Origin of the sequence: Rhodococcus sp. MSC1_016 (assembly GCF_023667485.2) — a bacterium.
GTDB lineage: Bacteria > Actinomycetota > Actinomycetes > Mycobacteriales > Mycobacteriaceae > Rhodococcus_F > Rhodococcus_F oxybenzonivorans.
Map to the genome: position 1 here is coordinate 42,867 of NZ_JAMOZI020000001.1, position 13,106 is coordinate 55,972.

Genomic DNA, 13,106 nt, shown 5'->3' on the forward strand with positions numbered 1-13,106 from the left:
AGCGGGTCCTCGATGCAATCGAAGACCCGCTTACTGCTGTGATTACAGCGACCAGACGACCGTGCAGTGGTTGTCAGATGTCCCATTCGAAATCTGGAAGGTCGTCGAACTGGGCTGGGTGGCCGCCGCGCTGCGCTTGTAGTGCCTTCTGCATATCGTGCGAGGAGAGCGCTGCCGCGCTCCAGATCGCGCTACGGTCCAGTCCTTCCCGCACGCTGTGATCGCGAGAGTAGAGCAGAGCCGACTTCGTTCCTGCGATGGCGAGTGGACTCTTCGACGCAATCGTTTCAGCGGTGCGATCAACAGCTGTCATCATCTCGTCGAAGTCGGCGAATACCTCGTTGAGCAAGCCGATCTCACGTGCGCGATCGGCATGGAGGCGATTCCCTGTATATGCATACTCACGGGCGATGCCGTCAGGGATCAATGTGGGGAGCCGCTGAAGGGTACCCGCATCGGCTGTGATCCCGATATTGGTTTCCTGAATGACAAAGAAGGCATCGCCCGTGGCATAGCGCATGTCGCATGCTGTGACGAGGTCCAGTGCACCACCGATGCATCCGCCCTGTATCGCGGCTAGAACCGGGACCCGGATTCGTTCCACAGCAGAAATGACGTCCTGGAAGTGTCGCACAGACTCTCCCCGGACCACGTTGTATCGGGCCGGGTCGGCATACCGCGACGGGTCGCGGCTCGAGAAGACATCGAGGTGCATTCCCGCGCTGAAATGTTTTCCGGTCGAACTCAGCACGACCACGCGAACCTTCGGATCCGCGTTCAATCGCGTAGCGATGTCGCGGAGCTCCCGCCAGAATTGTGGAATCATCGTGTTGAGTTCTGTCGGCCTGTCGAGCCGTACCGCAGCGATACCCGCGTGGACCACGACTTCAAAACACTGATACTTCACGGCGTTCCGTTCAGGGAGGCGCTACTGGGCGAAGTGGATGACGCCACGGATGTTGCGACCGTTGCGCATGTCCTCGAAACCCTGGTTGATCTGGTCGAGAGAGTACGTGGCGGTGACAAGATCGTCGAGGAGGAGCTTGCCGGCGCGGTACAGGTCCAACAGCATCGGCATCGCCTCGCGCGGCGACTTCATGCCGTACAGGGCACCTTGGATGCGCTTCTGCGGCAGTGCCAGTGCGTTTGCGTTGAGCCCCGGGATGATCGCCTCCTCGGATTCGCGACCGATCCCCGTCACCACGAGCGTTCCGGCCTTGCGGACAGCCTGGTACGCCTCGCCGAGAAGGTCGTTGGTCACCACGCCGGGACAGAGAATAACGACATCCGCGCCCTGACCGTTGGTGAGGTGCCGGATGCGCTCCATCGAGGCGGAGACGGAGTCGTGTGACTCGGTCGCGCCGAACTCGAGGGCCCATTGTTTCTTCTGCGCAACGGGATCCGCGGCGATAATGTGTGCCGCGCCGGCCGCGCGCGCGCCTTGAACCGCGTTAATGCCGATGCCACCGACACCGACGACGAGGACGGTGTCACCTGGCTTCACAGCACCCGCTTCCGAGGCGGACCCGAATCCGGTCTGAACGCCACACGCCACGAGGCAGGCGATCTCGAGCGGGATATCCTTCTCGATCTTGACCACGGACTGCTGGTCGAACACCTGAAACTCGGCGAAGGTGCCGAGCAACCCGGCAGTACCGATATCGCGGCCGTCTGAGGTGTGCATGCGAAAGGTGCCATCGAGCTGATGTCCCAGCATGATGAGCGCACCGCGGTCGCACAGATTCTGCATTCCGCACGCGCACCAACGGCATTGGCCACATGCGGGAATGAAGGAGGTCAGCACATGGTCGCCGACCTCGAGCCCTGTGACCCCCGGCCCCAGTTCCTTGACGATGCCGGCACCCTCGTGTCCGGCCACGATCGGCAGATGAGCGGCCGGCATATCGCCGGTCGCGATGTGATCATCGCTGTGACACAGGCCTGTTGCCACCATCTCGACGAGGATCTCACCTTCTTGCGGTTTGTCGAGCACCACCTCCTCGACGCTCCATTTGCCCGGTGCTTCGTGCAGCACAGCTGCGCGTGTCCTCATGAAATGAAATCTCCTTCGTGCAGGCGATCAGCGGCGGGGGGCCGACGTTCGCGCGGCGGATGTCCGGTCGGAGCCGAGCCGGCGGGTGGCGCTGCCCAGCGCTCCCGGGAGGGAGTGAGGTGGACCACAGGGGCTAGTCTGCCGCATATCGATAGGTTGTCAAGCAACTAGTTTTCCGATCGGCGTGCGGCTCTTATTCTTCGTTATTAGTTAGTCGACAAGCAATGTTGGAGTAGGCTCGCGGTGGCCTAGGTAGCAGAAAGCGGCCGTCGATCCGGTGGTAGGACGAGCGCGACCTCATCGTTCGCACCGAAGTCGAAGCGCCGGAAAGGGACAACTATGACCAAGCGCACCGAGTTCTGGACCAATCTCACCTCGAAGGACCCGCGTCGAGCCCCGGCGGAAGCGGCGCGATTGGAGGCTGACGGTTGGGATGGGGCGGTAATGGTTGATTCGCAGTCGATGTTCCCGGAGGTCTGGTCCTATCTGGCGACCTGTGCGCAGGCGACGAGTCGGATAAAGCTGGCGACAGGGGTGACGAACCCGATCACGCGCCATCCGTCAGTCACAGCGGCGGCGGCTGCGTCGCTGCAGCTGATCTCGAACGGACGGGCTGTGCTGGGGATCGGGAGGGGAGATTCCGCGCTGGCCTACGTGGGCGCATCACCGATGTCGATCGCGAAGTTCGAGCACTACCTCGAGATGCTCCAGACCTACCTGCGCGGCGAGATGGTCGCCATGACGGATGCCAGCGCAATGGTCCTCAACGCCAAGGTGGGGTTCGGCGACCTGGCGATCGGATCCGGTCCGACGGGCAGCAGCCTGAAATGGCTGGGCGCCTACGACATTCCCAAGGTTCCGATCGAATCGTTCTCGACCGGTCCCAAGGCGATCGCGTCGTCCGCCCGTGTTGCTGAAACCGTCGTTCTGGGGCTGGCGGCGGAAGTCGACCGTGTCGCCTGGGGTGTCGACCTCGCGCGCACGGCCGCCGCGGACGTTGGCAAGGAGGTTGGCCTCGGATGCGTCGTGATCGCGATGCCGCAGGAGGACATCCGGGTCGCCCGCGAGATTGTGAAGCCGACGGTCGCAACTATGGCCCGATTCTCCGTGATGAACAACAAGGTAATCGGTCCGTCTACCGCGGCGCAGTCCGAAATCATGCTCGAGATCGCCAAGGTATACGACATGAACAGGCACGGTGAGATGGCGCCCCAGTGTCAGGCACTCACCGACGAGTTCATCGACCAGTTCGCCATCGTCGGTAACGTCGAAACCTGCGTCGACCGACTCCGGGGGTTGATGGACCTGGGGCTCGACCGGATGACACTGGTGGTTCCCTACACGCAGACTCCCGAAGTAGTGCATTCGTACGAACTTCTGGTCAACGAGGTGCTGCCGCGCCTGCGCGCCTGCTGAGTGACAGAGCGGGACTCCGTCTGCGATCCGCCCTCGGTGTTCCCGCACGAAAATAATTGTAAGTTGACAAACAAAGTTACGGCGGCTGAAAATGTATGTGACCCGCGACACTGTCAGGGAGCAGTAGAGCCCCGCGCACATCGCGGGTGCCATTTCGGCGTCGAATCCCACCGCATCGCTATCCTCCGGAGGACCGTACGTGTCTATATCTCCAGTGCTGGATGTCCAGCAGATAATCGACGACGCTCCATTCTCTCCTGCTCAGCGCAGATCGATCGGGATGGTGATGGCGATATCCGTGTTCATCGGGTTCGACGCGTTGATCATGGCCATCAGCGCTCCGGCGATCGCCGAAGACTGGGGGACCACCACGGCCAGTCTCACGTCGGCGATTGTTGCGTCGCTGCTCGGCATGATTATCGGTGGCCTTTTCCTCGCTCCGCGTGCGGACCGTTGGGGTCGGCGCCCGGTGCTGATCGGGGGCGTCCTCCTCTTCGGCGTCATGACCCTCGCGGTCGTGGCCGTGCAGAACATCGACCAGATGATTCCGTTGCGGTTCATCGCGGGCATTGGGCTCGGCGCCGTCATGCCGAACACGTATGCGTACGGAGCCGAGTTCGCGCCGAAACGTCGGCGTGCAACCGCTGTCACGGTGGTGGGTGCGAGTAGCGCTGGTGGCGGATTCGTGGGCGGACTGCTGGCGAGCGCCATCATCCCGACCTTCGGGTGGCGATCGGTGTTCGTGCTCGGTGGAATCCTGCCGCTACTCCTCATTCCTGCGCTGCTGCGTTGGCTTCCGGAGACGGTGCAGTTCCTGACGCTGTCCGGGAAGGACGACCGGGCGCGGGCGTTGTTGCGGTCGATCGACCGCGACGCAGTCGGCCCGGTGGACGTGCCGCTGGTCATGCAGGACCATCGCCGGGGCGAGAAGCCGTCGATGAAGCTGCTGTTCACCCGCCGACTCGCGCCGGTGACACTGGTGCTCTGCGTCGTCTTCTTCAACGCGGTTCTGTTGATCCTGTTCTTGATGTCGTGGATTCCTTCGGTACTCACCGACGCCGGTCTCTCGACGGGGCATGCCGTCGCCGCTTCGGCGGTCTGCAATCTCGGTGCCATGTTCGGTGGGGTCGGTATCGGGATCATGGCCGATCGCCGCAGAAATCCTTCCCGGATGTTGAGTATCTGTTTCACCATCGCCGCGGTGGCGATCGTGGCCACTGCATTGTCTATCGGGTCCATAGTCGTTCTGATGGTCTCGGTGTTCGTGGTCGGAGCGTTCGCTATCGGAACTCAGATGTGTGTCAACGCGGTCGCGGCGGAGATCTATCCGAGCTGGTTGCGGGCAACCGGTATGGGCGTGCTGTCGGGCGTCGACAGGGTGGGATCGGTGGTCGGTCCCACGATCGGTGGGGCACTGCTGGCCGCGCACGTACCGGCGAAAACGATTTTCCTGCTGGCCGTCGTTCCGGCGATTGTCGCCTCGATCGGGATGGCCGCAGTCCGGTGGGTCGCGCCACGCCAGGTGGAGAATCTGATGTCGGACAGTGAGGATCCGACACCGGAGCTGTCGGGCGCCGGCGATCACCTACGTCCCTGAACCCTCTGCGCGGCAGCCGATGCCGAAATCGGGCCTGCCGACGAACTCGTCTGCGACCTCGATCAGAGGTCGCGTGGGCGTTCTTGTCGGTCGGCCAGCTCTGACCATTACTTCGATGACAGTCGTAGTATGGGTGAGTTGCCGGTATCGCCTCTAGGAGTTGACTGTGGCCCGCCCCCGTACTGCCCCCCGGACAGTGGATCATCCCGACCTTGCTCAGGTGGATCTTCAGCAGGTAATGGAGGCACTGGTGGACCCGGTGCGCCGGATGGTGGTCTCCCAGCTCGTGCGCAAGGGCGAGGACATGAGCTGTGGCACATTCGAGGCACCGGTCTCCACCTCCACGCTCACCCACCACTTCAACGTGCTGCGCGAAGCGGGGGTGATCCGGCAGTACTACGTGGGCGTGACCAAGATGAACACGCTGCGCGCCGACGAGATGGAGGAACGGTTCCCCGGCCTGCTCCCGGCCGTGATCGCGGCCTGCGCGGCGGAGAGCGGCTCGGGCGTCGACTGAGAGATGGCCCGATCTCGAGGGGTACATATTTTGATGACGGTCAAAATTTGACACTCATCGAACCTTCGAGCAGGGTGGAGGAGGAGGCCGGTGCGACACCGGCTTCCCCAGCGCACCGAACCGCATCAAGGAGCTACGCATGAACCGCGTCGTCCGTTTCCATCAGCCCGGCGGACCCGAAGTCCTGCATCTGGAGGAGGTCCCCCTGCCCGAGCCCGGGCCGGGCGAAGTCCTGATCCGGGCCCGGGCGCTGGGCTTGAACCGGGCGGAGTCGATGTTCCGGCTCGGCCAGTACGGCACCGATCCCGTCTTCCCCTCCGGAATCGGCTACGAGGCGGCCGGAGTGGTCGAGGCCCTCGGTAACGGCGTGCGCGGGCTGAGCGTGGGCGAGGCGGTCAGCGTGGTGCCGTCCTTCACCATGACCGACTATCCCGTGCACGGGGAGGCGGTTCTCGCCCCCGCCCACGCGGTCGTCGCCCACCCCGAGCGGCTCTCTTTCGAGGAGGCGGCCTCGGTGTGGATGCAGTTCATCACCGCCTACGGCGGCCTGGTCGACCTCGCGGGCGTACGCCCCGGCGACACCGTCCTGATCTCCGCGGCCTCCAGCAGCGTCGGCCTCGCCGCGATCCAGGTCGCCCACAAGGCCGGCGCCCGCGCCATCGCCCTGACCCGTACCGGCGCCAAACGGCAGCAGCTACTGGACGCCGGCGCGGACGAGGTGATCGCCACCGCCGAGGAGGACGTCCCCACCCGGGTGCGGCAGCTGACCGACGGCCAGGGCGCCCGCATCATCTTCGACCCCGTCGGCGGCACGGCCCTGGCCGACCTCGTCACCGCCGCCGCCGACGAGGCCCACCTCGTTCTCTACGGCGTCCTCGACCGCACCCCCACCCCGCTCGACGTCGGTGAGGTCCTCTTCAAGCACCTCACCATCCGGGGGTTCGAACTCTTCGAGATCACCACCGACGACCGGCGACGCGCCGAAGCAGTCGCCTTCGTGGCGGACGGTCTCGCCAAGGGCGAGCTGACCCCTACCATCGACAAGACGTTCCCGCTCGAGGACATCGCCGAGGCTCACCGGTACCTGGAAGCCGGCGGACAGGTCGGCAAGATCGTCGTCACCGTTCCCGGCAACTGACCTCCTCAGCGGAGTGGGCCCACACCAGGATGACCTCGGGGTGGGCAAGCCAGCGACGGAAGAGGAAGTCGCGGGCAGCACGAGCGTCGTGGCCGCTGGCCGGAGCGACCCCCGGACCCGGCCTAGGACGAGCGCCCGTGCGTACACGTTCGGGTCGCCCGCAGGACTGCGTGCTGGTCGGTCAACTATGATTGAAGTGTGGAAAAATCCAGCGAGCAGAACGGCCACCAGGTCCGATCCGAACGCTCGACACGCCTGATCATCCGTGCGGCGGGTGACCTTGTGGTCGAAGGCGGCTATCAGACGATGACGTTAGCGACCGTCGGGGAACGGGCCGGGTACAGCCGGAGTCTCGCGACTGCCAGGTTCGGCTCCAAGGCCAAGCTCCTCGAAGCGCTCGTCGACGAGATCGAGCAACACTGGGACATCGAGACGGCGTTGCCAACCCATGACGGGCAGTCCGGCCTCGAAACTCTGCGGACATTCATCGTCAATATCCGGGACGCGTACAAGCGTGATCCGTGGTCGCTGGCAGTGATGTACGCATTGATGTTCGAAGCTCTCCGGCCGGTCCCGGATCTCCGTGGACGGATCACGGACATGCACCGAGACCTGCATTCACGTATCGCGTCGATTGTCAGCGCCGGAATCGAGGACGGCTCGATCGATCCGAAGGTCGAGCCGGAGCAGCAGGCGTCGATGATAATCGCGCAAATGCGCGGAGTCGGCTACCTGTGGCAGCTCGATCCGGAGGGCGTCGATCCGGAGAGCGTACTCACGCTCTTCCTGGAGCAGTGCATGGAGAATCTCAGTCGGGGCCGGTCGCGGCGGACCAAATCGACTACGTCGGCTAACCGGCCTGTCAAGACCGGTCGCCGTGGTGGGCGGTCGGCGAAGTCTGAGGTATAGGCCCGAAGAACGGGTTTCGGTGCTTTCGACACCCAGCAACGGACGCCGCGCACGCCGTTCCCCATAGATGTAGCCGGCTGATCCTGCACAAGCCAGAACGCTACTGGGACAACGGCGTGCGCTCACACCGACTTCGGACTACACCCACGGGCGCATCAGTGGAGCCTGACGGGCCTCACGACGATGCGGGCAGGTTCACTTGCTTTGTTTCGAGGAATGCTTCGACGCCTTCGATTCCGCCCTCGCGTCCGAGTCCGGACATCTTGAGACCACCGAATGGTGCGGTGACGTTGGGGCCGGCGGAGTTGATCGCCACAGCGCCACTCTCCAGACGAGGTGCGATGGATAGCGCTCTGTCGATATCGGATGTGTAGATTCCGTTGCTCAGTCCGAACTCGGTGTCATTGACCGCCTCGATGCCGGCATCGAGATCCTCGTAGGTCTCGACGGTGATGACGGGCCCGAACACCTCTTCCCGGTTGACCTGCATGGTCGAATTCGTGCCGGTCAGGAGAGTCGGCAGATACCAGTAACCGTGCTCGAATGGAGCGCCCGCCGGCTTACCGCCGCCGGTCAAGACGGTGGCACCTTCCTGTCGGGCGGTCTCGACGAACGACTCGACTCGATCCAACTGTGCGCGGGAGACGAGGGGACCTACGGCGGTGGAAGGGTCGGCGGGGTCGCCCACAGGCAGGTTGTCGAACGCCTGGGTCAACGCGTCGAGCCATTGCTTCCCATTTCGGGCCGGTACCAGCAGACGGCTCTGCGTCGTGCATACCTGGCCTGACTGAACCGTGCATCCGGCGGCCAGTAGCGGCGCGAACTGCTCGGGCTCGGCATCGTCGAGGACGAGTGCGGCCGACTTCCCACCCAGCTCGAGCGTGACCCGGGTCATTCGTTCGGCGGCGGTAGCCATCACTTGCTGGCCGGCCGCGGTGCTGCCGGTGAAGGAGATGTGCCCGATGCCGGGCCGTGAGATCAGATAGCGACCCAGGTCGCGTCCGCCGGGCAGGAAAGAGATCAATCCTTCCGGGAGGCCTGCTTCAGCGAATACCTCCGCCAATACGAATGACACGAGCGGGGTCTCGGGAGAAATCTTGACGATGACAGGACAGCCCGCCAGCAGGGCCGGCGCGATCTTGACGGCGGCCAGTACCAACGGCGCGTTCCACGGCACGATGGCTGCGACTGGGCCCACGGGTTCGCGGCTTACGTACACAGAGCCGGTGGTGGTGTCGCGCCGGGTGGGACCGAGGTCTATCTGTTGTGCAAGTGATGCCGTGTCGCGAAAGATGGCAGCGGCGGCTGCGGCGGTGAAGTTCGCAAAGGCGGCCAGTCCGCCCTGGTCCAGGGTGTACAGCGCTTCGAAGTCGGACGCGCGCCGTTCGATTCCGTCGGCTAGTGCACTGAGCGCCTTCGCCCGTTCGCTGATACCGATATCGCGCCAGCCGCCTCGCCGGTGCAGATCCACAGCGGCGGTAACGGCACGATCGACGTCGGCGTTTGTGGCGGAGGGGACCCGCCCGATGACGTCCTCTGTCACCGGATTCTCGACCTCGATCCACGCACGATCGCTGTCTTCGCTCCACATGCCCGCGATGTAGAGCGTGTCACGCGAGGTGGGGGGGCCGGGTTGTTCATGAAGTCTCCTGTTGATTGGCACTGCCGCTGACGACGAGCATGCGCGCTACGGCACACAGATCGCCGATTCGGGCATGGCTTCCCGTGACTCGTCACTCGTCATGGGTCCGATGATTCGCCCCTTACACCGACTGTCGGGTACGGCTCGAAGTTTCTCGCAGCCAATGGTGATCGCTACCACATTGATTGTCAACCAACTAGTAACCACGTGTCAACAGCGCGTTTTCGCGACTTCTAGTTCGGCTGCCGAAGTAGGGCGTCGACACTCCATCTTGTTCCGGTCGAGATACGAGCCGACCCCTGTAAAAAGATTGTTCGTTGACAAGCTACTAATTGCGTGATGTCCTGACTTCGGCCAGTTCATCTCTCCACATCCGACCGAACCGGCCGCGGTCCGCGGGGATCCGAGTGCGAGGGATCATGCGCGTCACGAGCAGGTCTGGACATGTCCGGAGAGCTTCCGATCCCGGGCATGCGTGCAGCCGGATATCCACCCAGGGCGTTGCCGATCTTCTCTCCCGAGGCATGCCCCAGCCGCCGAGCCGGCAAAGAGTGTCGTATGCCCCACGACGAGGGCCGAAACAGAAAGAACGAGACAATGGCAGAACAGAGCGCTCTCGATGCGCAGGTTTCAGTATTGGAGCCGTTGTACACCGGATTCGTCGCATCATCGCTGACCCTGCGCAATCGGTTCGTGATGGCGCCGATGACACGGGAGAATTCGCCCGGAGGGATTCCGAACGCCGAGAATGTGGAGTATTACCGTCGGCGAGCAGCCGGGGGAGTGGGATTGATCATCACCGAGGGCACCCTCGTGCGAGGACCCGCGGCCGGCAACAGCGCGGGCATGCCCCACATGTACGGCCCGGCGAGTGCAGCGGGATGGCGCGAAGTAGTGGAAGCGGTGCACAGCGAAGGGGCGGCCATCGTCAGCCAGCTCATGCACATGGGTGCTATGCGCGGACATGAGTCACAGTTCGAGCCCCAACTCGCCACCGTCAGCCCCTCTGCTATCGGTATCGACGGCGAACCGGTCGGCCGCGAGCTGACCACCGCCGATCTCGATGCGATCATTGCCTCCTACGTCGAATCGGCGACGTTGGCGTCTGAGCTCGGGTTCGATGGTGTCGAGATCCACGGCGGGCACGGGATGGTGCTGGACAATTTCCTCTGGGCTCGCACCAACCAGCGCACCGACGGATACGGGGGGAGCCTCGTGAACCGCGTCAAGTTTCCCGTCGAGGTCGTCTCGGCGGTTCGCGCCGCGGTGGGACCGGACTTCCCCATCGCCTATCGGTTCTCGCAGTGGAAGGTCGGCGCGTACGACGCCGCCATCGCAACTACGCCCACCGAGTTGGAGCAGATGCTGAGCCCGCTGGCCGCGGCCGGAGCCGATGTTTTCCATCCCTCGACCCGCCGGCACTGGCTACCTGCCTTCCCGGAAGACGGCTCGACGGAAGGCCGTCTCGGTCTGGCGGGCTGGGTAAAAAAGATCACGGGACTTCCGGTGATCATGGTGGGCTCGGTGGGAGTCGACCATATGTTCATCGGCGATGACGGCGCCGACGGGAATGACCCGCGTCTGCGGCTGCGGTACGTGATCGAACAGTTCGAACGCGACGAGTTCGACCTGCTCGCGCTCGGCCGGTCCCTGTTGGCGGATCCGGAGTGGGTGAACAAGATGCAGTCCGGTGACACGGCGAGGATCATCCCGTTCGAGAAGTCCTCTTGAGGTGTGCCGCCGGCGACGACTGCCTGGGCTGATCAGGACCAAATAGTCGTCCCCTCTTCGCATCCGTGTACCAACTCAGTAATGGAGAAATCATGATTGTCGGGATCTTGGGAGCCGGGAAGATCGGTAGCACGATCGCTGGGCGGCTCTCCGCGGGTGGTCACGAAGTCTTACTGGCGAACTCGCGAAACCCGGAGACGATCCGTGATGTCGCCGTCGCCGCGGGAGCGAGGGCTGTGTATGCCGCAGATGCGGCACGCGGCGCCGACGTGGTGATCACGTCGGTCCCTTTCGCCCGCGTCCCCTCTCTTCGTGCTGCAATTTCAGTGGCACCAGCCGAGGCGGTGATCATCGACACCTCCAATTACTTCCCCTTCCGAGACGGCACCATCACCGCGGTGGAGAACGGGCAGGTCGAAAGTGAATGGGTGGCTGAGCAGCTCGGGCGACCGGTCGTCAAAGCTTGGAACAATATCCTGGCCGGAAGTTTCGCGACCAAGGGTGCAGAGTCGGGTACCCGAGGCAGGATCGCGCTGGCCGTTGCCGGCGACGACACGCGGTCGAAATCAGTAGCAATGCAGTTTGTCGATCTGACCGGGTTCGATGCCGTGGATGCAGGGACGATCAACCAGTCGTGGCGTCAGCAACCCGGCACGCCCGCCTACTGCACAGATCTCTCCGCTCACGAGTTGGAACGCGCGCTTGCGTCGGCCGATCGAGAGGCGTCGGCCTCGAAGCGTGAAGAGATGGTCGCAAGAATGAAGGCGATCGAGGGTACTCCGTCGAATGATGACCTATTGCGCCTCTCCAGAGCGGTCTATCTGTAAGGGAAGCTGCGGTGCCGGTGGTGAGCGCGTGTCTCGTCGCCTGCGGTGGAGTGCCGATTCGGCCGACTGCTTGACATGGCTAGTTGTTCGACAAACAATTAAAGTGGTTTGCATCACTCGGGGCCCGGTTGGGCACTCATGACATAGGGAGTAATCCGTGCGAGCAGCGGTGACAAGGCAAGTCGGCGATAAGTTCGAGGTCTGTGACGTTACCGTCGCAGAGCCGGTCGGCCGGGAAGTCCTCGTAGAGGTCCGTGCCTCAGGTCTGTGCCATAGCGATATCACGGTCGCCCATACCGGAATGGGCGTGGACATGCCGATCGTGCTGGGACATGAGATCGCGGGTGTGGTCTCGGCGGTAGGGCCCGACGTCTCCCGAATCAAAGTCGGCGACCACGTTGTCGCAGCGGCGCTCCAGCCCTGTGGGCGATGCGTGGCGTGTCTCGGCGGCAATCTGAATGCATGTGCCAATGCCGGTGCGCTGGATCGTGCTCCCGAGGCCGCACCGCGCCTCCAGGACGAGTTGGGGCCCCTGGGGCAGTTGCAGGGTCTCGGCGGCTTCGCGGAGCAGGCGCTGATCCATGAGAATCAATTGGTCACGATCGACCCCGCAATGCCATTCGAGAAGGCCGCGGTCATCGGATGTGCCGTGGTGACCGGCGGCGGAGCGGTATTCAATGCGGCGAAGGTTACGCCCGGGCAGACCATCGCAGTGTTCGGCTGTGGCGGGGTCGGACTCAACGCAATCCAGGCAGCGCGCCTCGCCGGTGCGTCCCGGATCATCGGCGTCGATATCCAAGCCGAGAAGCTGGCACTGGCCACACAATTCGGCGCCACCGACGTCATCGACTCCTCACAGGCCGACGTGGTCGACTCCGTCCTCGAGATCACCGCCGGCGGCGGCGTCGATCATGCCTTCGTGATGATCGGTGTTCCCGCGGTGGCAGAGACCGCAATGTCCACCCTCGGATTCGGCGGTACGGCCTACTTGGTAGGTGGTATGTCTCCGGGCGCCGAACTGGTCCTTCGTCCATCTCCCGCCGAGAGCGGGCTGCTGCCGCGGCAGCAAGGAGTGCGAGGGCTCTGGCTCGGGTCCTCGAACTTCTACCGGGACATTCCCATGTATGTGGATCTGTATCTCGGTGGTCGGCTGAATCTGGACGATCTCGTGTCACGGACGATTGCGCTCGACGAGATCAATGAGGCTTACGAGGAAATGGAGCGTAACAGCCTCGCCCGCACGGTCATCACCTTTCCCGCGCGGAATGCCTGAAAG

General features: G+C 63.6%; 11 protein-coding genes. 8 read left to right on the forward strand and 3 right to left on the reverse strand.

Going from position 1 to position 13,106, the window contains the following annotated elements; genetic code table 11:
• Window positions 1–73 precede the first annotated feature (73 nt).
• The gene (locus L1080_RS00185) at window positions 74–907 is read right to left on the reverse strand and encodes an enoyl-CoA hydratase-related protein (protein WP_459030087.1); all 834 of its coding nucleotides are present in this window, start codon (window positions 905–907) and stop codon (window positions 74–76) included.
• A 21-nt stretch (window positions 908–928) separates the two neighbouring features.
• Window positions 929–2,053 carry an NDMA-dependent alcohol dehydrogenase gene (locus tag L1080_RS00190; RefSeq protein WP_250772474.1) on the reverse strand — a complete coding sequence of 375 codons (1,125 nt, stop codon included), beginning with the start codon at window positions 2,051–2,053 and terminating at the stop codon, window positions 929–931.
• A gap of 339 nt (window positions 2,054–2,392) precedes the next feature.
• Between L1080_RS00190 and L1080_RS00195 the strand changes: the two genes are divergently transcribed.
• From L1080_RS00195 to L1080_RS00215, 5 genes are all read left to right on the forward strand, one after another.
• Entirely contained in the window at window positions 2,393–3,469 is a 1,077-nt protein-coding gene (locus tag L1080_RS00195) for an LLM class flavin-dependent oxidoreductase (protein WP_250772472.1), read from the forward strand.
• 199 nt (window positions 3,470–3,668) lie between these two features.
• Complete coding sequence (locus tag L1080_RS00200) at window positions 3,669–5,066, forward strand: MFS transporter (RefSeq protein ID WP_250772469.1); 1,398 nt, start codon at window positions 3,669–3,671, stop codon at window positions 5,064–5,066.
• A 166-nt stretch (window positions 5,067–5,232) separates the two neighbouring features.
• Window positions 5,233–5,583: an ArsR/SmtB family transcription factor gene (locus L1080_RS00205; RefSeq protein ID WP_250772467.1), complete on the forward strand. Its 351-nt coding sequence runs from the start codon at window positions 5,233–5,235 to the stop codon at window positions 5,581–5,583.
• A 139-nt stretch (window positions 5,584–5,722) separates the two neighbouring features.
• Window positions 5,723–6,721, forward strand: coding sequence for a zinc-dependent alcohol dehydrogenase family protein (locus L1080_RS00210; RefSeq protein WP_250772465.1), 999 nt, complete (start codon window positions 5,723–5,725; stop codon window positions 6,719–6,721).
• A 198-nt stretch (window positions 6,722–6,919) separates the two neighbouring features.
• On the forward strand, window positions 6,920–7,630 hold the full coding sequence (locus tag L1080_RS00215; RefSeq protein ID WP_159924331.1) for a TetR/AcrR family transcriptional regulator: 711 nt from the start codon (window positions 6,920–6,922) through the stop codon (window positions 7,628–7,630).
• Between the two features lie 175 nt (window positions 7,631–7,805).
• On the opposite strand, the gene L1080_RS00220 is transcribed toward L1080_RS00215, so the two are convergent.
• Window positions 7,806–9,221, reverse strand: coding sequence for an aldehyde dehydrogenase family protein (locus L1080_RS00220; protein WP_250772462.1), 1,416 nt, complete (start codon window positions 9,219–9,221; stop codon window positions 7,806–7,808).
• A 648-nt stretch (window positions 9,222–9,869) separates the two neighbouring features.
• On the opposite strand from L1080_RS00220, the gene L1080_RS00225 reads away from it, so the two are divergent.
• The 3 genes from L1080_RS00225 (at window position 9,870) to L1080_RS00235 (ending at window position 13,103) form a co-directional block, all read left to right on the forward strand.
• Window positions 9,870–11,003, forward strand: a complete 1,134-nt coding sequence (locus L1080_RS00225; RefSeq protein ID WP_250772453.1) for an NADH:flavin oxidoreductase — start codon at window positions 9,870–9,872, stop codon at window positions 11,001–11,003.
• Window positions 11,004–11,095: 92 nt separating this feature from the next.
• Complete coding sequence (locus tag L1080_RS00230; protein ID WP_250772451.1) at window positions 11,096–11,830, forward strand: NADPH-dependent F420 reductase; 735 nt, start codon at window positions 11,096–11,098, stop codon at window positions 11,828–11,830.
• 169 nt (window positions 11,831–11,999) lie between these two features.
• Entirely contained in the window at window positions 12,000–13,103 is a 1,104-nt protein-coding gene (locus L1080_RS00235; RefSeq protein ID WP_236603517.1) for a zinc-binding dehydrogenase, read from the forward strand.
• Window positions 13,104–13,106 lie beyond the last annotated feature (3 nt).

What these genes read in the sequence shown, in the direction of transcription:
- L1080_RS00190 (WP_250772474.1), bottom strand. Translation starts at nt 2,053, where the DNA reads ATGAGGACACGCGCAGCTGTGCTGCACGAAGCACCGGGCAAATGGAGC.
- L1080_RS00195 (WP_250772472.1), top strand. Translation starts at nt 2,393, where the DNA reads ATGACCAAGCGCACCGAGTTCTGGACCAATCTCACCTCGAAGGACCCG.
- L1080_RS00210 (WP_250772465.1), top strand. Translation starts at nt 5,723, where the DNA reads ATGAACCGCGTCGTCCGTTTCCATCAGCCCGGCGGACCCGAAGTCCTG.
- L1080_RS00220 (WP_250772462.1), bottom strand. Translation starts at nt 9,221, where the DNA reads ATGTGGAGCGAAGACAGCGATCGTGCGTGGATCGAGGTCGAGAATCCG.
- L1080_RS00225 (WP_250772453.1), top strand. Translation starts at nt 9,870, where the DNA reads ATGGCAGAACAGAGCGCTCTCGATGCGCAGGTTTCAGTATTGGAGCCG.
- L1080_RS00230 (WP_250772451.1), top strand. Translation starts at nt 11,096, where the DNA reads ATGATTGTCGGGATCTTGGGAGCCGGGAAGATCGGTAGCACGATCGCT.